Raw genomic sequence first — 21,466 nt, 5'->3', positions numbered from 1 at the left:
CTGTGCGTGAACACCAGCCTGATCCACTTATAGTGGAACCGGTTCCAACTCGAGGTAAAAATAATGAACTCAGCTCCAATACCAGGCAATAGCAGTATTGGAACCGGTTCCGTTTTTTTCAGTATAAAATACCTAATTTAGATTGTCAACGCTTTCCCGATGAATCATATCGCAATTCATGACCGTCAGGAAATCCACAGGCTCGTCGTTGACCAGCTTTATAATATGCTGAGCTGCGAGGTGGCCCGCTTGGGAATATCCATATTTAACGGTTGTCAATCCGGGATGAATCACTTCGGTTACGTCGTATCCGCCAAAGCCGGTAACGGAGAGTTCGTTGGGAATATGAATGCCTCTCATGTGCGCCGCTTTCATCACGCCCAGCGCAATGTTGTCAGTAGCGCAGACCACCGCAGTAGGCATCGTTCGGTTTTGCTCAAAAATAGCCAAAGCCTCCGCAACTCCATCCGCCATCTTAAATCCACTTTCATAGAAAATCGCTTCCACCCCGTCATACTCGCTTAACGCCTTCAGAAACCCTTCTTTCCGCTGAACTCCGACAGCAACGTCTTTTTCCGTCACACCGATATAAGCTATATGACGGTGTCCCTTGGACAGCACATATCGGCCCATGTCATAGCCTGCGGCATGGTCGTTATAAATCATGCTGTGGACCTCCTTATGCTGTTGTCCGAGCAGAATGACGGGAATGCTGATCTCTTTAATCGCGGCAAGATGTGTTTCCGTCACCTGGGTGGCGAATAAAATAATGCCAGATATTTTTTGCCTAGCGAGATCATACAGCGCTTCTATCTCCCTGGATAAATCCTGGCTTGCATTGATGATGAGAAGCTGATAACCGTGTTTCCTTAATTCTTCGTCCATGCCGGCAACGGTCTGCGATGCTGAGAATGAATCCAGACGCGGCACAATGGTGCCGATCATGTTGGTTTTTTTCGCTTTCAAGCTCTGTGCGAACGAATTCGGAATATAGCCGGTTTCCTGAATGACCAGCTCAATCTTTTGGCGTGTCGCATGACTGACGGAACCTCCGTTTAAGAAACGGGAGACCGTGCTTTTGGCAACTCCGGCTTTTTTGGCAATATCTGCAATCGTGTTCTTCATTCGGTTCTCCCGGGAGCCGTTTGCGGCGCTGCACCGAACGGATAAACCTCCGCAGCTCCTTGCTCCGCCACACAACAGGCAATGATTCGTTTGTGCATGAATCTCTCCCCTTCGATTTCACTTTTTCCTAACTATAACATGACGTCTGGGCATCCGTGAAATGCAGACTTCACCCCGAGCCTTTGATGGGCAATACTTTTCTGCGTTCCAGACTCTAGCGGGGAACGAAGCGATTCAAAGGGGGATTCTCCATGCAAATCCCCTTTCGGGACGCGTAAATGAACCGTGCCTTATCCCGTTATTACATGGTTACTGTTAGGCTTGCACGGTTCGCTCAGCCGATTCGACGGTATGCTTCAGCAATGTAGCAATCGTAACGGGGCCAACACCGGCAGGTACTGGTGTAATTGCGGATGCCAACTTCGCGCAGGCTTCGTAATCGCAGTCGCCGATATTGCCTGGATTATAGCCGGCATCCAATACGACGGCTCCCGGCTTGATCCAGTCCCCTTGAATGAAATTAGGCTTGCCTACGGCCGCAACCACGATATCCCCCTGGGACACAATCTCCCCAAGGTTCTTCGTTCTCGAGTGGCAGATCGTAACGGTAGCATTGCGATTAAGCAGCATCATCGATACCGGCTTACCCAGAATCGGACTGCGTCCGACCACCACGGCATGCTTCCCTTCGATTGGCAGATCATAATAATCCATAATCGCAATAATCGCGGCAGGCGTACAAGACGGGTAATCGGCAAAACCAAACGCATTTTGCGAGAAACCAAGCGTGGTCACTCCATCCACGTCTTTTTCAATATCAATAGAATCAAAAGCCGCCCGTTCATCGATATGATGCGGAACCGGATGCTGCAGCAGAATGCCGTGGACATTCGGATCCTCGTTCAGCTCTTGGATCGCGGCAATCAGCTCTGCTGTCGTTGTTGACGTCTCCAGTACCACTTTCTTGGATATGATGCCAAGCCGCTCGCAAGCATTTCCCTTCATCCGCACATAGGTCGCCGAGGCAGGATCATCGCCAACCAGAATCGTTGCCAGACAAGGCGTTACCCCTTGCTGCTTCAATTCCTGTACCTTTACGGCCAGCTTGGCCTTGATATCGTCGGATACCTTTTTTCCATCCAAAATTACGGGTTCCTTACTCATGCTAATCCGCTCCTTCGCCATTGTATTTAAAAACATAAAGAGGCAAGGCGACTTCATCGTCTCCTTACCTCTTGCCCAGGCGTACGGCATATGATCCTATGTGCTCCCTCTTGGTACCCCAAGCTACGCCAGTAACACATAGATAACTTTTTTTAATATACCACGACTTTGGACATCGCGCTACCGATTACGAAACTGACCATTTTAAATCGTAATCTTTTTGATTAATTTAGGGGAATCACGTATGTTGCTGATGGTACAAGCATAGAATGTCCTAAGATCAAATCGCTCCAGGAGGCCCAAATGAAATATCCGGTAATCTTCAGAATGCTGCCCTTCATTATTCCGCTTGTCTTCGTGATTCCGGTCTTGACGATATGGCTGCAGAAGGATTTAAGTCTACTCTCAAGCCATGACATACAGCAGGTAAAAACCATCTTTACGGGTATTTTCCTTGAGGCGCTTCCGTTTGTGCTGCTTGGGGTGCTAATTTCGTCCCTCCTGCAAATGTTCGTCAAAGAACAGTGGGTGCGTCGTATCACGCCCAAAAATCCGGTCGTCGGCGTCCTGTTCGCTTCCATGCTGGGGATTATGTTTCCCATATGTGAATGCGGTATGATCCCGGTCGTCCGAAGGTTGATGCTCAAGGGGATGCCTGCCTACATCGCCGTAACCTTTATCCTCAGCGGTCCCATCCTGAACCCCATTGTGTTCGCTGCAACGATCATGGCCTTCCGTTCGCATCCCGAAGTGACGATCGGCCGGATGGGACTGGCTTTTGCAGTCGCGGTGACGGTAGGTTTGCTCGTCTATGTTTTTTCAAGGAGCAACCCGCTCAAGCGTTCTTTTCAAGAGTTTTCCGAACGGGATTCCGCCAATGGCGGACGCAAGCTGCATGAGCATCCCAAAACATGGAGAAGCATGTTTGTTCACGCCGGAGACGAATTGATTGAGATGGGCAAATACCTGGTTCTTGGCGCATTCCTGACGGCCTGCATCCAATCCTTCATTCCAAGGGAGGAGCTGCTGGCATTGGGGAGCGGTCCCGCCGCCTCTTACTTGTTCATGATGGGGTTTGCTTTCATCCTGTCCCTCTGCTCGACTTCGGATGCCTTTGTGGCATCGGCGTTCACGCATACCTTTACCGTAGGCCCGCTTGTTTCCTTCCTGGTGCTCGGCCCGATGCTGGATTTCAAAAGCCTGCTCATGCTGTCGGCTACCTTCAAAACCAAATTTGTGATCGGTTTAAGCCTGCTGGTGATGACGCTCGTATTTATCGGCTCTGTAGCCGTTGACGCTCTATTGGGTGGTTAGCTGGCGAGAGAAGGAAGATTTGCGAAAAACGAAGAGGAGATTACCGGGACCGTTCAGACTCACCAGGTACCCGTTGAGATTGGAGGTGATTGGGACCATGAAGTCCAGTTTGAGGATACGGATTCACTATACGCTCCGGTCGCTGCTTGTTGCGGCTCTCGCCGCTTATATCATGCATCTGAACGCTTCAGATTCGCTTGAATATTACTTAGCGCCTCATATGCAGACCCTGCTGCTTCTATGCCCGGTTCCGCTGTTGTTCATTGCATTCGGCATGATATGGCATTCCCTTGCAGGTGATTCAGGAGAGGTGTGTGATTGCGAGCACCCCCTTCCTGCCGGCCTTGTCAAAAACGTAACGGTATACGGGCTATTCATGGTGCCGCTGCTGTTTGGCCTGCTCCTGCCGGACCAAGCCCTCGGCAGCGATATGGCTGCCAAAAAAGGCATGATCTACACCTATCCGAATCCCGATGTGCGCCGTAAAACCGATGACCGCAACGCTTCCGTCTTTTCTGGCACGGATAAACGATTACCCGAAGTTGATCAGGGAGTACCAGAAGACCTCACATTAAACGAACGATTCGTTGCCAAGGACATCTATAGCGTGGAGTTTGCAGAGCTTGCCAAGCGCTTATATACGCTGCCCGTCATCCGGGTGGAACCGAACATTTTCTCGGAAACCGTCGGGGCCATGGATATGTATAAAGAGCATTTTCAAGGTAAAGCCATCACGGTCCAAGGCTTCGTCTTCCGCGACGGACATATGAATGAGAATATCTTTGCCGTCAGCCGATTCCTCGTGATGTGCTGCACGGCCGATGCTGTCCCGTTCGGGGTTCTTGTGCGCGGCACAAATGCTGCCTCGTTCGCTAATGACACGTGGGTTCAGATCGATGGCACGATCCAGGTTACCACCTTGAATGGTAAAGAGACTCTGCAAATTCAAGCGGAGCAGATTCAGCCGATTGAGCAGCCGGCATCCCCTTACATTTTCACGAATCCGGACTCCGTCGCGGAGTTTGATGAACTATATTCGAACATAACGATACCGGGAGGTAACAAATAAATGAACAAGATACCTGTTGTACTGATCAGTGGGTTTTTGGGAAGCGGCAAAACCACGCTGCTGCTCAGACTGCTGGCGTATGCCGCCAAGCGGCAGTGGAGAACCGCCGTATTAATGAATGAGATGGGCGAACAAGATGTGGATGGCGATACGGTCTCCGGCGAAATGCCCGATCTTCCGATTGAGAAGCTGCTCGACGGATGTATCTGCTGCACCAGGCGAGACGAGCTGGGTCAAGCATTACAGACCCTGTTCAATCAGAAGCCTGATCTCATATTTATCGAGACGACCGGAGTGGCGAATCCTGAACAGATCCTGGAGGATCTGCAGGATCCATCCCTGTCTAATCAAATCTCAATCCAGCGCAAAATCGCCTTGGCCGACTGCAGCAAATTTCTTGAATACAACAGCTTCTTCGCATCCAGCCGTGAACTGGTCCGCACTCTGAGGGGGCAGATTAGCTTCGCGGATATGATCATCCTGAACAAGGCGGGGGACTGCGACGATAAACAGATCAACAAAGTCATCACCTCCATCCGAAAAATAAACACGACGGCAAGTCTGGCCGTAACCGACTACAGCCGGTTGGATGAGAATGAAGTGTTTACGTCGCTTCAGCTTCAGCCCCGGGAGGATGGGATCCATTCGTCTCCACCTTCGAACCGGAGGCAAGGGAATCTTGCGGATCGTAAGCAGGACAAACCGTTGATTGACGATCACGGCAAGCATGGGCACGACGCCCCTGAGGGAACAGTCATTAACCTTGACCACCATAGCCATCAGCACGGAGAGGAGTCCGGGCACAGCAGCCCTTCCTTTACGGGCCTGGACACCTTGACATTATCTGCTCCATCTCCCTTCCCGCTTCAGATGAGCGTAATTGAAACTTTTCTCGCCGCTCTCGGCTCCAGTCTGATTCGGGCCAAAGGTTACATTCATCTCTCGACGGGTCCCTCTCTAGTTCAGTGGGCGGGTTCACAGCTTGAGTGCCAACCAAGCACGCTGCAGCTGCAGCGCGGCTATCTAACGCTGATCGGCCATCGTTTGAATAAAACGCGCATCGTCCAGGAGTGGGAAGACTTGCTAAGCGGCGTGGTGCAATGAAAGCTGGATGGTTGGTTGGATAGATAATAGATATAAAAAAAAGGAGGTCCACAGAGGATCTCCTTTTTCGATATGCTTCGGATTAGTCCCGAGGATAATTCACTTCCATAATGTCCATAAAAGGAACCTTTGTAATGACGCCATGCTGTTTCATATGCACCTTCCCTGTGCGGGAATCCATTTGATCGATTTGTCCGCGGACCGCTTCTTCCCATCCCCAGACCGTCAGTACGATGACCGATTCCTCCTGGTATGCTTCCGTAAGCTGATTTCCGAGCTCTTCTAGTACAAACTCATCTCTAGTGGGTCTCTTTGGAACTTTTGCTTTTGCCATAACCTTGTCCTCCTGCTTTATGTTGTTCATGCGTCAGCATTACATTCTCAATGAAAACTGAACTTTTAAGATAACTGAATTAGGAATCTACTTCCTATTATACATGAAATACGATTCAGAATACTTGGGACAGCGGAATGAAGGATTAGAATATGCGTATAAACAGGGAATAACTTGTTGAACTTTCCATGACAAATATCCCCTTTAAGTAAACTGTAGCGCTCTTCTTCAGCACTGTCTACGAAAAGGGGATCATATTCTAGAAAACCTGATCATGTGGGAGATGTTAATCCGACATTCATCAATACGCTCTGTATATCAAGAACAGCAAAGCCACTACGAGTGGCCCCTCAACTGTTCGTAATTATTACGATTAATTTCATTCAAAAAAATATAGCCTTACAGCGATAGCTCTTCGATGGCCATCCATGGCAGCGGATTATGAAAAGTCGACCAATCCAGCTGCATTTCCTGATCGTTCAACAAACATTCGTCCAGCTTCTGTTCGATTTGGGTCTGTTCCATCCCAATCCCGATCATCACGAGCTCCGTCATCCGATCTCCCCAGGCGCCATCCCATTTTCTCTGCACATCCGGCTCACTCTGAATCAGCTCCTGCTGCTCCTGCTCGGTTAAAGCAGCCACCCAATATCCTGCAGGCCCGAATTGAATCGAAGGACCGGCCTGACTTAAACTTGCCGCAACATCCTCACGTACAGCCAGCCAAGCGATCCCTTTTGCACGTACGACCTCTTCCGGCCAATCACTCAAGAATTCTGCCAGGCGCTCCGGATGAAACGGTCTTCTTCTCCGATATACAAAAGAGCTGATGCCGTATTCATCCGTTTCCGGCACATGCTCTTCCTTCTGAAGCTCCTGAATCCAGCCGGGGGACTGACTGGCTTTTTCAAAATCGAATAAACCGGTATTTAGAATTTCCGTAGGAGCGACTTGTCCTTTCTCGGTGCGTATGATTTTGGCGCTTGGCTGAAGCTTACGAAGGATGCCTTCCACCTTGGCCAATTCATCTTCGCTTACCAGATCGCATTTGTTTAGTAGCAGTACATCACACATTTCAATCTGGTCAATCAGCAGATCCACGACTTCCCGCGTATCCTCATCGCCCAGCGCCTCCTTTCGATCGAGCAGGCTTTGGCCCGAAGAGAAGTCTTTCCAGAACCGGTTCGCGTCCACAACCGTCACCATGCAATCCAGCCGGGCAAGGTCGGACAACTGGACGCCGGACACCTCATCCGGATAGACAAAGGTCTGCGCAACGGGCACGGGCTCGCTGATACCCGTTGATTCAATGAGGATATAATCAAAACGGTTTTCCTGTACCAGCTTCTGAACTTCCTGCACCAGGTCTTCCCGGAGCGTGCAGCAGATGCAGCCGTTGGACATTTCGACCAGCTTCTCATCCGTTCGGGACAGACTCCCTTCCCCTCGAACCAAATCCGCGTCAATATTCACTTCGCTCATGTCGTTCACAATGACCGCTACCTTCAATCCATCGCGATTATGTAGCACATGATTCAGCACCGTCGTTTTGCCTGACCCGAGGTAACCGCTGAGTACTGTAACCGGAATCCTATTGTTGTTATTCATCTATTGAACTTCCTCCATTCGTTAATCGTAATTATTACGATTTATACGGTATGATATTATATCTCCTCCGTTAAATTGTCAATCCTTCCGTGCAAAATAACTTTCCTTCAAACAAAACAAACCTCCGGCATTTGTGTGCCGGAGGTTTAATTCCTCACTATTTTCAACTTTTATCTTGTTAGCCCAATTTCTTTTGGTCAAGTGTCACTAATCGTTTGTATATATAATATGAATCATCTCAAGACGAAAAGGAGAAAATCGCCATCACTACCACATGAGGAGAGAAGAAGATCAATATTAATATTAAAAATTGATAATGAAAAACTTAAGGCGAGAAGATTTACGCCACGATCGTATGCCGCATTCATGCAGCCGTGCGTGTCATTCTCGCATTTTCTATGCTTACATAGTATTACGGTAAAACTATCATGTGGTACTCAACATACGGTAAACTACTCTCGATTGTTCTCACTTTATAGTCAAATTTAGTTCAGTTACAATCCTCTAAGGAGGCAATATTCAATTCAAAATATTCCTTTACAGGAATATTCCCTTGATGGTATATTATAATCAATCATTGGTTAATCTTCACAAATAAGGAGGATAAGATATGAGCCAAGAAGTAATTTCGTTCATTGAAAACCTTAGTCTGCCATGGCAAATAGAAGTCGGCAAAAAGCTTCGACTCATGGTCCATGAAGCCATTCCGGAGGTAGAAGAACGGATTCAGTACAAAAAACCGCATTTTCTAAAAAACGGACATTATGCAGCTGTGATTTCACCATCAAAAGATGCAATCGCTTTTATGATCATGAACACAACAAATCTAGAAGTCCCCAAAAATTTCGATGGTCCACCCGAACGAAAATGGCTTAAAATTCGAAAAGATGATACTCCAGACTATGAACTGCTATCTGAACTGTTAGTTCAAGCATCAAGTTCGTTGTAATAACTAGATCGGGGGTAAGGTCCTATGAAACAGACAACGTTGAACGCACTAGCCGAACCTAACCGATTACAGATTGTCGAACTATTATGAGAAGGTCCTTCAACCGTCGGTCAGATTGCTGATCGTCTTCATATCCGGCAACCTCAGACTTCCAAACATTTAAAAATATTGTATGAAGCAGGACTGGTAGAAATCCAAGCAGAGGCTAATCGACGCATTTATAAACTACGTCCTGAACCGCTTCAAGGGATGGACGAATGGTTGGAATCGTTCCGCGGTATTTGGGAGAAGCGCTTAGATCAACTTGAGGATTATTTGGAAAAATTACAAAAGAAAAGGTAGCAGTCGCTACCTTCTTAGGAGGAATTCAAATGACTGAGCAAAGCAAACAAGGCTTACTTCTGTCACGTGTTTTCAATGCCCCTCGAGAACTGGTTTTTAAAGTTTGGACCGACCCTGAACACTTCGGCAGATGGTGGGGGCCTCAAGGTTTTTCCTTAGAAGTTATTAAAATGGATGTACGTCCTGGAGGCATGTTCCTAGGTTGTCAGAAGTCTCCGGACGGCAACCAAGCCATGTGGGGTAAATTTGTATATCAGGAAGTTATCGTTCCTGAGAAACTGGTATTCGTTCAATCATTCTCAGATGAGGAAGGTAACACGATACGTGCACCTTTTAACGCAAACTGGCCGCTTGAAATTATGAATATCATCACATTTGAAGAAATCGAAGGAAAAACGACGCTTACCATGCAGGGAGGCCCTATAAGCGCAACTGCGGAAGAACTGGCAGCGTTTGATGAAATGGCTCCAATGGTGAAACAAGGATTTGGCGGTACTTTTGATCAACTCGCTGAATACCTCGAAAGCCAGCAATAATTACATTGATCAAGGAAGCGCAAACCAACTGCGGCGAACCTATTTGTTCGCCGTTTTTTAATTCTTCAGAATTCAGCATCCCTCATTTAAAAAGCCCCCTTAAAATTTAAGGAGGCTTATCCATGCATATTCGAGAAACTACTACTTCTGGGCGACTGCTTGTTCCGCTGCCTGTTCATCGTCTTTATTCTCAGGCAACTCGCCGTCTTTCCAGATGACCTGTTCGCCGTAATCTTTTCCCCAATCGTACATCAACTTCAAAATTGGCATCAAGCTCTCCCCATAAGGCGTGAGCGAATATTCGACTCGAGGCGGAACCTCGGGATAAACCATGCGATGAACGAGCTGATCTTCCTCTAGTTCACGCAGCTGATTGGTCAGCATTTTTTGCGTGATGTGGGGAATCATTCGGTTCAGTTCACCGAAGCGTTTAACGCCCTCCAAGCCAAGATGCCATAGGATGATCAGTTTCCACTTGCCGCCGATGACCGCCAGGGTTAACTCCTTATGGCAGTTTATTTCCTTCAGATTAATTCGCTGCTTGACCTCGTTTGCCATAATGCATCACCCCTTCTTGCCTATAGTATACAACGGGTGCGGGCATATCAACAAAAGTGGAAAACATCACATGATAGCACCTTATTCCAAATTGGCGTGCAGGCCAAACATTTGGTCCGAGTGGAGCTCACTCTTCTCCATTAATCTCAAGATAACCGCATCGAGCACGATCAGCATGCTTTGCTCAAATAATGAAGCCATCGGTTGAACGGTGACGAGAGTATCCTGATTCTGCTCCTTCGTTGTGCCCGGAAGCTGAACCATGGCATCCGACAGCTGACCGATACGTGATTCGGGTTTCACCGTTACGACCGCTACGGCCGACCCGATATCCTTGGCTTTCTGAGCCATCGCCACCAAGCTCTGCGTTTCGCCGGAGCCTGAACCGATAAATAGTAAATCCCGCGCGCCGATGGCCGGAGTTACCGTATCACCGACGATGTGCACCTTATATCCCATCTGCATTAACCGCATCGCAAATGCTCGGATCATCAGACCGGATCTGCCGCCCCCTGCCAAGAAAATAGCATCGGATTGCTCGATCCGTTCAATTAATTCCTCGATCTGGACAGCATCAACCTGCTGTATGGATTCCGCGATTTCCTTGGCAACGACGGCTGCTTGTTGAAATATCTTTTGACTCATTCTGATTTAAGCCTGCTTCACAAGTTGGTTCATTTGAGCCGCTGCAACCTTCTTGTCCGTCTGGCTTGTAATTCCGCCGCCGACGATGACGAGATCGGGATTCGCCTGGATCACCTCAGGGAGCGTCTCGATTTTGATTCCTCCCGCAACGGCGGTCTTCGCATGTTTAACGACACGTTTGATCGCAGCCAATTCCTCGAATGAGTTTTTACCCTCCGCCTGGTGATCGTATCCGGAATGCACGCAAATGTAATCGACGCCGAACGCATCAATCTCCCGTGCTCTTCCTTCAATGTCCTTTACGTTGATCATATCCACCATGACCTGCTTGCCTTGCTTGAGGGCTTCCGCCACCGCGCCTTTGATCGTGGAATCGTCGGATACGCCCAGCACCGTAATGATATCCGCGCCCGCTTCGGATGCCTTCATGACCTCATAACCGCCCGCATCCATAATTTTTAGATCGGCCAGCACGCGCAGATGCGGGAAAGCCTCTTTAATCGCTTTTACGGCATGAAGCCCTTCGTTAATGACAACCGGCGTGCCGATCTCCACGATATCGATAAACTCGGCGACTTCAGCCACCACTTGTTTTGCTTCCGGAATATTCACCAAATCCAATGCCAATTGAAGTTCCATATTGTCAATCTCTCCTTATGAGTGTATTGGTTAATAACTACACGATTATTGTAGAGTAGACAGTTTACTTTACGGAAGTACGTACTTATAAGTGAGATACTTACGTGGAAGTAAGTAATATGGAGGGACAAGGGTTTTCAGGTTTTCGTTTATTTACGAATTTCCGTCTAGATGCTGGTAAAAAACAATTAAGCCTGTTTGTTCACTTTAGCCCAGCCTACGGCTGTGGTTTAATATAGTTGTCAGGCCGGACAAAATGATCGGAAAGGAGGCTGAACGAATTGATTCAGAATATGGAGGTGGCATCCGCATAAGCGGGTGTCACGTTTAAGGGAGCCCCTCATAGGGCTCCCTTCATTTGTAATCCAATCAAACTGGAGGAAACACGATGTCACATTCACGTAAACCAGCGGTTATCGTTGTCACCGGCGTCATGGCTTCCGGTAAGTCGACGGTAGCCCAGCTGCTGGCCGAGAAGTTTGAACGCGCAGTCCATTTGCGGGGAGACTCGTTTCGGAGAATGATTGTCAGGGGAAGGGAAGAAATGCTTCCGGATGCTTCTGACGAAGCGGTAAGACAGCTTGCCTTGCGCTACAGGTTATCCGCCTCCACTGCCAGAACCTATGCCGAAGCCGGTTTTCATGTCGTTCTGCAGGACGTCATTCTCGGCCCGGCGCTGCAACAAATAACCGAAATGCTAAACGGCCTTCCCGTCTTCGTTGTTGTGCTGAACCCATCCGAGAATGCCATCAGCGCACGCGAGTTGATTCGTGACAAAAAAGGTTACGGGGTATGGACCATCCATGAGTTGAATCGGCGGTTGACCGACGAGACGCCGAGAATTGGCCTGTGGCTGGACACCTCCGATTTATCTCCTGAAGAAACGGTTGAAGAGATTTGGAAGCGGATGTGGGACGAGGGGCAGATCCGTTAACATAAATCCGGTATCATTCATGACAAGGCTTCCTGGTAAAAAACAATTAAGCCTGTTTATTCACTTCATTCCCGCCGCCAGCCATGGTTTAATATAGATGTCCGGCTGGACCAAATGCTCGGAAAGGAGGCTGAACGAATTGATTCAGAATATGGAGGTGGCATCTGCGTAAGCGGATGTCACGTTAAGGGGAGCCCTGTACAGGGCTCCCCTTCATTTCATTTTACTCATAGATCACGGCTTTGATCTCGTCGCTGTCGATATTGTTTTTGTCGTACCAGTAGAATCCCGTATCGATCTGCGGCTCGACCTTCTCCCCTTTGACGGCCGCCACGGCGGCTTTTACCGTCTCATATCCGATGCCGACCGGATTTTGTGTGATGGCTCCCGCCATGGTTCCGTTCTTGATCGCGTCAATCTGCGCTTTTCCGGAATCGAACCCGACCACGATAATCTGGCCTTCCTTCTTCATCTCCATTACCGCATTAATGACGCCGACGGCGGAGCCCTCATTCGCCCCGAATATCCCCTTCAAATCCGGATGTGCCTGCATCATGGCTTTAGCCAGGTCCGTCGATTTCAGATGATCGCCGCCTCCATATTGAATGTCTACGATCTCGATATTCGGATACTTCTCTTCGATCTGCTTCTTAAAACCGTCGCGGCGGCTAACCCCGGTTACGCTGGTCTGGTCATGGACCACCATCGCGATTTTACCTTCATTCCCGATGAGCTCCGCCATTTTATCTGCCGCAAGCGCGGATGCAGCCATATTGTCCGTCGATGCGGTCGTGACCGGAATGTCGCTTTCCACGCCCGAATCGAAGGCGATGACAGGGATGTTGTTTTCCTGGGCTTTTTTCAGATAAGGTATGGAGGCCTGGCTATCCAATGCGGCAAAGCCGATCGCGCTTGGTTTCTTGTCGAGTGCTGCCTGCAGCATTTCGATCTGCTTATCCACCTGGGATTCCGTCTCCGGTCCTTCAAAGGTAATCCGTACGCCAAGCTCTTCCCCAGCTTGCTCGGCACCGGCTTTTACCGCCTGCCAGAATTGGTGCTGAAAGCCTTTGGAAATGATCGGGATGTAGATTTCTCCTTCGGCTGCAGAACTGGAACCTGAACCCGATCCGCCCTCGCTTGGATTGTCGGTTCCTCCGGCAGCGTTATTGCCCGATGAACCGCAAGCCGCCAGCATACTTGCAGTCAGCATGAGAATCAGAGCCAATACGGATAGCTTTTTCATAATCTTCATCTCCCCTTGTTTATCAAAATAGTACATCTATAGAACTTCCATCCAAGGAAGCTTCTAACCCGTTAACATTCGGCTAACTTAGCGTGGAACGCAGCTCTAACATTACGCTTTGCGTCTGCGCAAAATATCCGCATACACCGCGAGTATGATAACGAACCCTACGACAACGGTTTGCCACTCCTGCGGCACGGACAGAATGCGTAATCCATTCGTCAGCACGCTCATGATCAAAGCGCCGATCACCGTACCGATGATGGTCCCTTTCCCTCCGCTGAGCGAAGTTCCCCCGATCACGACCGCCGCGATGGCTTCCAGCTCATACCCGGCGCCCAGGGCCGGATTGGCCGAATTCAGCCTCGATGCCATCATGACACCGGCCAAGCCCGTAAAGGCGCCGGTTAGGGTGTAAATGACGATTTTCCAGAAGCCCACATTGACGCCGGACAATCGGGTCGCCTCCTCGTTGCTGCCCAGTGCAAAGTTATACCGGCCGATAATGGTCTTCGATAAGATGAGGTAACCCACAACGGCCGCAATGAAGAAAATAACGACCGCATTCGGAATATCAAGGCCCGGTATCAACCAGCCCAGCACACTGCCTTGGGACACCTCGGCAAAGCTTTCCGCGTCGTTGAAATAGACCGGCTTGGCTCCGGAGATAATCAGTGCCAGCCCTTTGGCAATCATCATCATCGCCAGCGTTGCGATAAAAGGCGGGATCTTCATCTTCGCCACTGCCGTTCCCGACAAAAGCCCGCACAGCGCGCCCGTTAAGATGCCGCCAAGGATGCCGACAGGTACCGGTAATCCCCAGAAGGTGATGCATACGCCGGTCATAACGCCGCTCAGCGTCATGACCGTCCCGACGGACAGATCAATGCCGCCGGTAATGATGACAAAGGTGGATCCCAAGGCCAGCACGCCAATCACCGCGGTCGAAAGAAGAATGCCCACGATATTGGAGAACTGAAAGAAATTGCTGGATGAGAACGTAAAGAATAGAATGAGAACGACCAGGCTGGCTAGGGCCAGCACTTGCTGAAGCGCGCCCGATTTGATTTGAATGTTCATCTGCTTATTCCTCCTAACGTGTATGGATAACGGCTTACATTCTTGCTGTAGCCAGATGCATAATGCTTTCTTGGGTCGCCTGTTCTTGATCCAGCTCGCCCGTAATCCGACCTTCACACATCACGAGAACCCGATGACTCATCCGAAGAATTTCCGGCAGCTCTGAGGAGATCATGATGATGGATTTGCCCTGTGCCGTTAGATCGTTCAGCAAACGGTAGATTTCGCTCTTGGCCCCTACATCGATCCCGCGCGTCGGTTCGTCGAAGATCAGAATGTCGCAATCGCGGGTCAGCCATTTGCCGATGACGACTTTCTGCTGATTGCCGCCGGAGAGGTACTTTACTTCCTGGTCCACATGCGGTGTTTTGACCTTCAGTCGTTCGACCATATCCTCCGCCTGCTTGCGAATCCTGGCCGTACTCATCCAGCCCCCGGGACGCACGAAGTTACCGTATGACGCAATAGCCACATTGCTCTTCACATCCAGATCGACGACGCATCCATAGCGCTTACGATCCTCGGATAAATAACCGATCCCTTGGCGCACCGCATCGTGGGGGCCCTTGATCGTTATTTTGCGGCCATGAACCTGGATCTCGCCGGATTGAATGCGGTCGGCACCGAAGATCGCCCGGGCAAGCTCGGTCCGCCCCGCGCCAACCAGCCCTGCAATGCCAAGGATTTCTCCCTTTTTCAGAGTGAAGTTAATGTCCTTCAAAGTTCGACCTTGATTCAGTCCTTTAACCTCCAATACCGTCTCACGTTCACCTGCGCTCCTCTCCGGCTTCGAGGTCTCGTAGATTTGCCGGCCAACCATCTTGGAAATAATGTCCTGGGTGGTAACTTCAGCTGTGGATACCGTATCGATGTACTGTCCGTCACGCATTACCGTAATGCGATCCGTAATTCGCTTGATCTCATCCATCCGGTGGGAAATGTAAACGATTCCAACTCCGCCTTCGCGAAGCTGGCGAATGATGCGGAACAAATCCTCAATCTCGGTTTCGCTTAAAGCCGCCGTAGGCTCATCCATGACCAGCACGTCGGCGCTATAAGACAACGCCTTGGCAATCTCCACTATCTGCTGCTTGGCCACCGTTAGTTCCGAAACCTTGATGGATGGATCCATGTCCAGGCCCATCCGCTCGAACAGTTCCTTCACTTGTCGGTTTAGCGCCTGATCATCCAGAAACAATCGGAGCTTTCGCCGCGGCTCCCGCCCGATGAATATATTCTGAGCAACTGTCAGATCGGGCGCCAAGTTCAATTCCTGATGGATCATGCTGATCCCCGCGTCTTGTGCCGCTTTCGGATTCGTTAACTCCACGGGCTGCCCCTTGTACGTGATCGTTCCTGCATCCTTCTGGTATACGCCGGTCAAGATTTTCATCATGGTTGATTTGCCAGCACCGTTCTCACCCATAAGCGCGTGGACCTCACCGCGCAGCAGTTCAAATCGGCAGTTATTTAATGCAAGCACGCCCGGAAATTCCTTCATGATTCCTTCCATCTGTATCAATACTTCGCTCAAAGCCCCTCACCTCTCTAGCTGGCACCTTTTATGAATCATTGTACAAAGCGTTCCCCTTGCGGAGGAATGGAATATTCTCTGATCGATGTTGAATAATCTATGATCTGTTAACAGGACCCCATAAAGGAAGAAGCTACTCTTCCACAAAGGGAAAGAGCAGCTTCTGGTTCTCCTCGGTATACATATTGTCTTTGTTGATGACAACGGAATCGGTGTACACGTTGCGTGACACTTTGTCTCCTTCGATGATGGATACGGCTGTTTTGATGCCTAAGTAGCCGATGTTGAAGGGTTTTTGAACGATCGTGGATTGCAGGACTCCCTCTTCGAGCAGTTTGACTTCCTTCACCGAGCTGTCGAATCCGACCAGCTTGACCTTGCCCCCCAGCCCCAATTCTCGAATCGCTCTGCCTGCCCCCACCGTTGAAGGCTCATTCAGTCCCACGATTCCATTCAGGTCAGGCGTCTCCAGCAGCAGCTTCTTCGTGATTTCATAAGCTCTCTCCTCCTTGCCCTCGCTGTAGTAAGTACCCACAATTTCCGTGCCGCTGCGCTGCTCCAAAATGCTTCGAACCCCTTGTTCCCTCTCAATCTGCGTCGAGGTGCCCCGTACGAAACTGATAATAGCAACCTTGGCATGTGCCGGCAGCCGCGAGGAAAGCTCCTTGCCTGCCTTCTGTCCCGCATGAACATTATCGGTCGCGATTAAGCTCTGTGCATAATCACCGTTAACGGCGGAATCAATCATAATAAGCGGGATGTCAGCTTTGCGAATCGACTCCGCAACTGGAACCAGACGGTTATAATCAGCGGCGGCCAAAACAATCGCATCCGGCTTCTGCTTGATGGCTTCCTCCAGCAATTGAATCTGCAAGTCGACTTCGATTTCCTGCGTGGGTCCTACCACCGAGACATCCACGCCGAATTCACGAGAAGCCGTGCTCACCCCTTCAATCAGCACCCGCCAGAATTCATTCTCATCCAGGGCTTTGACACCCACGATGATCTTCTTGGTACCGGGGTCTTCCTTGGACCAGTGATAAACCGCGTAACCCAGAATAAGAACCGGAACCAGCAGCAATAAAATATATCGCAGTCTCATGTACGACTTCATGGCACATCCCCCTCCAAGCTCCGCCATTCATCCGGATGAACGGCAGGAATAACCAGCGTTACGATTGTCCCCGATCCCGGCGCGCTCGCATAGCTAAGACCATATTCCGTTCCAAAATATAACTGAATCCGCTGATGAACATTTGCAATGCCAACGCTGTTTCTCGATTGTTTGCTCCCTGTAGAGGTTAATAATGTCTCAACTTTGGACTGATCCATCCCGATGCCGTCGTCCTTGACTTGAAACTCGATGCGGTTATCTCGACGCTTCCCCGTAATCGTGATCGTACCCGGACCTTCTTTGTTCTTGATACCATGATAAATGGCATTCTCCACCAGCGGCTGCAGCAGCACCTTCAACGTAAGATAAGGGTAAAGTTCGCGATCCATATCCAGAGCAAACCGGATTTTGTCCTGGTATCGCATTTGTTGTATTTTTAAATAATTCGTTATATGCTCCACCTCGGTAGCAATCGGGATCATTTCCCTCCCTTTGCTGAGCGAAGCTCGAAACAGCCTTGCTAAAGCCGATGTCATCAGAATCACCTCATCATGCTTCTTGCTCTCGGCCATCCATATAATGGAATCGAGCGTATTGTAGAGGAAATGGGGATTGATTTGGGCTTGCAGGGCATTCAACTCGCTTTTCCTCTTAATCTCCTGCTCTATCACGATTTGAACCATCAATTCCTTCACCTTCAGCACCATCACATTGAAGCTGCGGGCTAGGCCCGAGATTTCCCTGGAATGCCCCACGGGAACCCGGATATCAAAATTCCCCTTCTCCACTTCCATCATTTTTTCTTGGAGCTTCTTGATGGGACGCGTCAAGTTGCGGGAGATGACGACGGAGAACAGCACGCCGACGCCAAGGCATAACAACCCTGCTATGGCAAAAGAAAGCTGCATCTGCTTCTTATTGTCCACCAGCTCATTCTCATAAAAAACGCCGACGATTTTCCAGCCGAAATCCGTATCCTTGATACTGTATATCCGGCTTGCCCCGCCCTCCTTCACGACAAATCCCCCTTCCTTGTCCTGAAGCACCTGCTCTAATCTCTCCGTCTTCAAATTGCTGTAGAGCAGCTGCTGCTGCGGGTGATACACAATCCGCCCTTGACGGTCAATCACGAACACGTAGCCCCGGTTCCCCAGATCCAGCTTGCTGAGCATATCGTTAATCACCTTGAAGTTAAGATCGATCAACAGAATGCCAAGCCCATTCGAAGGATTCACGCCGCTGAGCTCGCGGCTCAGTGATACGACCCAACGGTACTCTCCCTTGATGACCGGCTGTACATGGGACGAAGAGATCACCGTCTGTCCGTTGTTTTCCTTCGCCTGCCGATACCAGGGCTGCTCCGATATCACAATATAGGGATTCAGTTCGGCGTCCGCCCGATCGGAGATGAAGGTCCCGCCCGCTCCTAAAATATTAATCGACGCAATATCTTTGCGCGAAACCCGAATCGAGTGGAAATATTCCGATATCTTCGCTTTTAATATGGCTAGTTCCGCAGGCTGCAGTTCATCGGCCAAGGCAAGATATTCCCTCACATTCGGGTTGTTCATCGCCGCCAGCGAGATGTCCTTCATCCCCGTAATGTAGGTTTGGATATTCGCATTGACTTGATTGATCAGTTCGGAGGTATAACTCTCCGCCGTTTCGCGCACAGCCGATTCGGACAGCCGATAGGAGATAAAGATCAGCAGCAGCGCCGTAAACAGCACCAGCATCACGAAGGAGCTGGCAATCCGGGATTGAATGCTTTTGATTCGCTGGGGAGCCTTCATGGACTAACCCTGCCTGACGTCATTTTATTCCGGTACTCCGTCGGGGTATCTCCGGTATGTTTCTTAAACAGCACGCTAAAATATTGAGGATCCTGATAACCGGTTTTCGCCGCAATTTCATAGGTTCTCATCAAGGAATGCTTCAGAAGTTCCTTCGCTTTCTCCATTCGGACTTCCGTTACGTATTCAACGAAGGTCTTCCCGGTATGCGACTTGAACAAAGCGCTGAAATAACTCGTGCTCATGTAGATCCGGCTGCACACGGTCTTAATCGATAACTCCACATCCTCGTAATGCCGCTGAATGAAATCGACCGCCTCCAGCATCTGGGTGCGGGTCATGTCCTTTCTCGTCTTGGCAACGTCCCTTAGCGCTTGTTCACACACCTCATTTAACCAATGCTCAATCTCATCCAGTGAACGAAAAGAATACAAATCGGACAGCAGCCTCTTCTCCTTGCCGATCAACTCATTCTCATTGCTGCCGATTTCCATCAAGGTTTGAAGAACTGCAAGCATCACTCGTACGATCCGCACATAACACAGGTCGATTGAAATTGAAGCGCTTCCAAGTTCCTTGATCAGCTGCCGGATGCTCGCCTTCACTTCAGCGTCCGTACCGGCCCGGATCGCAGAGATTAGCGCTGACTCGGTTTCGATCCCATCCTGGAGAGGAGCGTTCCCCCGCTTTTCAAGATCCGTGATATGGATCACCTGATCGCGGCCGATCAGGAGGCGGTATTCCAATGCAGCTTCCGAAGCTCTGCAGGAATAACGGATATCCTGAAGGTCGCGGCACATCGTTCCGATGCCCAGCGTGACCGTGAATTTCATGAACTGTTTCGTAGATCCGCGAATATCCTCCGCCAGCTTCTGCGCCCGAGCTTGCAGCTCCTCCTCGCCGGAGCCCGATAGAATGGTCATGACTTTGTTCTCCTTGTAGCGAAAAACGGCTGTACCGGGCTCTCCCGCCAATATTTCCTGAATGATGTTGTATAAGGCAAAAGCATACAGCTCATGATCGACGTGCTGTTCATCCGAACGTCGCTCATCCATATCCACTGCCATTGCGATATAAAGCGGCCCCGGAAGCGGAATATCAAAATAAGACAGCTTGCTTTCGATCTCGGATCGCTTCATCGGCGATGACGCCAGTCGTTCAAGAAATCGTTCCTTAAGCAGGACCAAACTCTCATTCAACTGATGCTTGAGCCTCTTCAAGTGCTCCGTATGTCCGCGTTCCTCATCCATTTCCAGTTTGAGTTTATCTAGCATCTCCCTTAACTCCGCCGAAGTAACCGGTTTCAAAATAAAATCCGTGACCTGCAGCTTCACCGCCTGCTGGGCATATTCGAAATCGTCAAACCCGGTCAGGATGATGATCTTCGTCTTTGGAAAACGTTCCGTAATATGGCGGGACAATTCCAGGCCATCCATGTACGGCATGTTGATGTCCGTTAACACAACATCGGGTGGATGGCGGGTTACAGTCTCCAATGCATCCCTGCCGTTCTCGCAATCCCCGATGCATTCAAAGCCATGATCAGCCCACTGAATCCGGTTTCGGATCCCTTCCCTTACGATCGGTTCGTCGTCCACAATAAGAATCGTATACAATCAAAGCCTCCCCCGTTCAAAAGCAAATCGCATTTGCTTAGGTTATCTCGTGTTACGAGGTGAATATTACAGGAAAAGCCCTTTGGCAGGCAACTGCCAAAGGGCTCCATGACTACGTATTTATTTGCGGGTGTTCATCCACGTAATGAAATTGTTCACCACGATATCAAGGAAACCGATCGTCGGCTCATGAACCAGCTTGCCGGACTCATCCATCTTCTCATGTACCGCTCCGATATATACTTCATTGTTCGGAAGCAGCGGCGAAGTAATGCCGACAGAAAACAGAATATCCCGGAGATGTTCTTGAGCGCGAACGGTTCCAAGCTGTCCCATCGACGCCCCCATGATCCATGAAGGCTTCCCGTTCATGACCTTATCGACGCGCGATAACCAGTCGAGCGCGTTCTTGAGTACGCCCGGTATGGAGTAATTATACTCCGGCGTGATCCACAATACCGCATCGGCGGCAGCAATCCGCTCTTTGAAATCCTTGACGACCGCAGGAGGGTCCAGCTCAATGTCTTGATCATAGAACGGAAGATCTCGAAGCCCCAAGATTTCAAACGCAATCTGATCCGAGTAGCGCTGCTTCAAATATTCCGCCAGTTTCATATTGTACGACTCTTTTCTAATGCTTCCAACAACGATTGCGACTTTCATGATACCCTCCAGTTCTATGCCTTCTTAGCATATTTCAATCTATTTTTAACAACTAATTTTTAGCCTAACACCATATATTACCAATGTCAAAATATCCTTTGT

At 49.6% G+C, this 21,466-nt stretch carries 20 protein-coding genes, 1 pseudogene and 1 riboswitch; of the genes and pseudogenes, 7 read left to right on the top strand and 14 right to left on the bottom strand.

The window, feature by feature from the left end:
• Positions 1-132: 132 nt before the first annotated feature.
• Positions 133-1,125, bottom strand: coding sequence for a LacI family DNA-binding transcriptional regulator (locus tag ACETK5_RS08270; RefSeq protein ID WP_100537823.1), 993 nt, complete (start codon positions 1,123-1,125; stop codon positions 133-135).
• A gap of 315 nt (positions 1,126-1,440) precedes the next feature.
• On the bottom strand, positions 1,441-2,289 hold the full coding sequence (locus ACETK5_RS08265; protein WP_326120268.1) for a bifunctional 5,10-methylenetetrahydrofolate dehydrogenase/5,10-methenyltetrahydrofolate cyclohydrolase: 849 nt from the start codon (positions 2,287-2,289) through the stop codon (positions 1,441-1,443).
• A gap of 66 nt (positions 2,290-2,355) precedes the next feature.
• Positions 2,356-2,435: riboswitch (ZMP/ZTP riboswitch) on the bottom strand.
• Between the two features lie 157 nt (positions 2,436-2,592).
• On the opposite strand from ACETK5_RS08265, the gene ACETK5_RS08260 reads away from it, so the two are divergent.
• From ACETK5_RS08260 to ACETK5_RS08250, 3 genes are all read left to right on the top strand, one after another.
• Positions 2,593-3,603 carry a permease gene (locus ACETK5_RS08260; protein WP_100537825.1) on the top strand — a complete coding sequence of 337 codons (1,011 nt, stop codon included), beginning with the start codon at positions 2,593-2,595 and terminating at the stop codon, positions 3,601-3,603.
• A 97-nt stretch (positions 3,604-3,700) separates the two neighbouring features.
• Positions 3,701-4,672, top strand: coding sequence for a TIGR03943 family putative permease subunit (locus ACETK5_RS08255; RefSeq protein WP_394055040.1), 972 nt, complete (start codon positions 3,701-3,703; stop codon positions 4,670-4,672).
• Positions 4,673-5,776, top strand: a complete 1,104-nt coding sequence (locus ACETK5_RS08250) for a CobW family GTP-binding protein (protein ID WP_100537827.1) — start codon at positions 4,673-4,675, stop codon at positions 5,774-5,776. It abuts the gene before it with no gap.
• An 82-nt stretch (positions 5,777-5,858) separates the two neighbouring features.
• Here the strand turns inward: ACETK5_RS08250 and ACETK5_RS08245 are convergent, their stop codons facing one another.
• Positions 5,859-6,110: a YolD-like family protein gene (locus ACETK5_RS08245; RefSeq protein WP_100537828.1), complete on the bottom strand. Its 252-nt coding sequence runs from the start codon at positions 6,108-6,110 to the stop codon at positions 5,859-5,861.
• A 399-nt stretch (positions 6,111-6,509) separates the two neighbouring features.
• Positions 6,510-7,718, bottom strand: coding sequence for a GTP-binding protein (locus ACETK5_RS08240; RefSeq protein WP_100537829.1), 1,209 nt, complete (start codon positions 7,716-7,718; stop codon positions 6,510-6,512).
• 610 nt (positions 7,719-8,328) lie between these two features.
• Here ACETK5_RS08240 and ACETK5_RS08235 point away from each other — a divergent pair.
• The 3 genes and pseudogenes from ACETK5_RS08235 (at position 8,329) to ACETK5_RS08225 (ending at position 9,545) form a co-directional block, all read left to right on the top strand.
• Entirely contained in the window at positions 8,329-8,667 is a 339-nt protein-coding gene (locus ACETK5_RS08235) for a DUF1801 domain-containing protein (RefSeq protein ID WP_100537830.1), read from the top strand.
• 24 nt (positions 8,668-8,691) lie between these two features.
• Positions 8,692-9,009, top strand: a pseudogene (locus ACETK5_RS08230) (ArsR/SmtB family transcription factor).
• Positions 9,010-9,038: 29 nt separating this feature from the next.
• Positions 9,039-9,545 carry an SRPBCC family protein gene (locus tag ACETK5_RS08225; RefSeq protein WP_394055036.1) on the top strand — a complete coding sequence of 169 codons (507 nt, stop codon included), beginning with the start codon at positions 9,039-9,041 and terminating at the stop codon, positions 9,543-9,545.
• 141 nt (positions 9,546-9,686) lie between these two features.
• Here ACETK5_RS08225 and ACETK5_RS08220 read toward each other — a convergent pair whose 3' ends face one another.
• The 3 genes from ACETK5_RS08220 to hxlA all read right to left on the bottom strand — a co-directional run bounded on the left by ACETK5_RS08220 (position 9,687) and on the right by hxlA (position 11,387).
• Positions 9,687-10,103, bottom strand: a complete 417-nt coding sequence (locus tag ACETK5_RS08220) for a winged helix-turn-helix transcriptional regulator (protein ID WP_127593673.1) — start codon at positions 10,101-10,103, stop codon at positions 9,687-9,689.
• An 81-nt stretch (positions 10,104-10,184) separates the two neighbouring features.
• Positions 10,185-10,748 (bottom strand): 6-phospho-3-hexuloisomerase, encoded by a 564-nt coding sequence (gene hxlB / locus ACETK5_RS08215; protein WP_100537833.1) that lies wholly within the window; start codon positions 10,746-10,748, stop codon positions 10,185-10,187.
• 6 nt (positions 10,749-10,754) lie between these two features.
• Entirely contained in the window at positions 10,755-11,387 is a 633-nt protein-coding gene (hxlA, locus tag ACETK5_RS08210) for a 3-hexulose-6-phosphate synthase (protein ID WP_100537834.1), read from the bottom strand.
• Positions 11,388-11,775: 388 nt separating this feature from the next.
• Here hxlA and ACETK5_RS08205 point away from each other — a divergent pair, with 388 nt between their 5' ends.
• On the top strand, positions 11,776-12,321 hold the full coding sequence (locus ACETK5_RS08205; RefSeq protein WP_394055033.1) for an AAA family ATPase: 546 nt from the start codon (positions 11,776-11,778) through the stop codon (positions 12,319-12,321).
• Positions 12,322-12,544: 223 nt separating this feature from the next.
• Here the strand turns inward: ACETK5_RS08205 and ACETK5_RS08200 are convergent, their stop codons facing one another.
• From ACETK5_RS08200 to ACETK5_RS08170, 7 genes are all read right to left on the bottom strand, one after another.
• Complete coding sequence (locus ACETK5_RS08200; RefSeq protein ID WP_326120361.1) at positions 12,545-13,573, bottom strand: ABC transporter substrate-binding protein; 1,029 nt, start codon at positions 13,571-13,573, stop codon at positions 12,545-12,547.
• A 102-nt stretch (positions 13,574-13,675) separates the two neighbouring features.
• Positions 13,676-14,644: an ABC transporter permease gene (locus ACETK5_RS08195; RefSeq protein WP_071220346.1), complete on the bottom strand. Its 969-nt coding sequence runs from the start codon at positions 14,642-14,644 to the stop codon at positions 13,676-13,678.
• Positions 14,645-14,678: 34 nt separating this feature from the next.
• Complete coding sequence (locus ACETK5_RS08190; RefSeq protein WP_394055031.1) at positions 14,679-16,178, bottom strand: sugar ABC transporter ATP-binding protein; 1,500 nt, start codon at positions 16,176-16,178, stop codon at positions 14,679-14,681.
• Positions 16,179-16,311: 133 nt separating this feature from the next.
• A complete protein-coding gene (locus ACETK5_RS08185) occupies positions 16,312-17,292 on the bottom strand; it encodes a substrate-binding domain-containing protein (RefSeq protein WP_394055029.1) in 981 nt (326 codons plus the stop codon).
• Positions 17,289-19,085 (bottom strand): sensor histidine kinase, encoded by a 1,797-nt coding sequence (locus ACETK5_RS08180; RefSeq protein ID WP_394055027.1) that lies wholly within the window; start codon positions 19,083-19,085, stop codon positions 17,289-17,291. The genes ACETK5_RS08185 and ACETK5_RS08180 overlap by 4 nt, the downstream gene beginning before the upstream one ends.
• The gene (locus ACETK5_RS08175) at positions 19,082-20,701 is read right to left on the bottom strand and encodes a response regulator (protein WP_394055025.1); all 1,620 of its coding nucleotides are present in this window, start codon (positions 20,699-20,701) and stop codon (positions 19,082-19,084) included. Before ACETK5_RS08175 ends, ACETK5_RS08180 begins: the two co-directional genes overlap by 4 nt.
• A 120-nt stretch (positions 20,702-20,821) precedes the next feature.
• Positions 20,822-21,364 carry an NADPH-dependent FMN reductase gene (locus ACETK5_RS08170; protein ID WP_394055023.1) on the bottom strand — a complete coding sequence of 181 codons (543 nt, stop codon included), beginning with the start codon at positions 21,362-21,364 and terminating at the stop codon, positions 20,822-20,824.
• Positions 21,365-21,466 lie beyond the last annotated feature (102 nt).

The organism is Paenibacillus ilasis, assembly GCF_043195395.1.
GTDB lineage: Bacteria > Bacillota > Bacilli > Paenibacillales > Paenibacillaceae > Paenibacillus_AQ > Paenibacillus_AQ lautus.
Note: the sequence above shows the minus strand (reverse complement) of the source record. Positions and strands in the feature narration are given on the sequence as shown.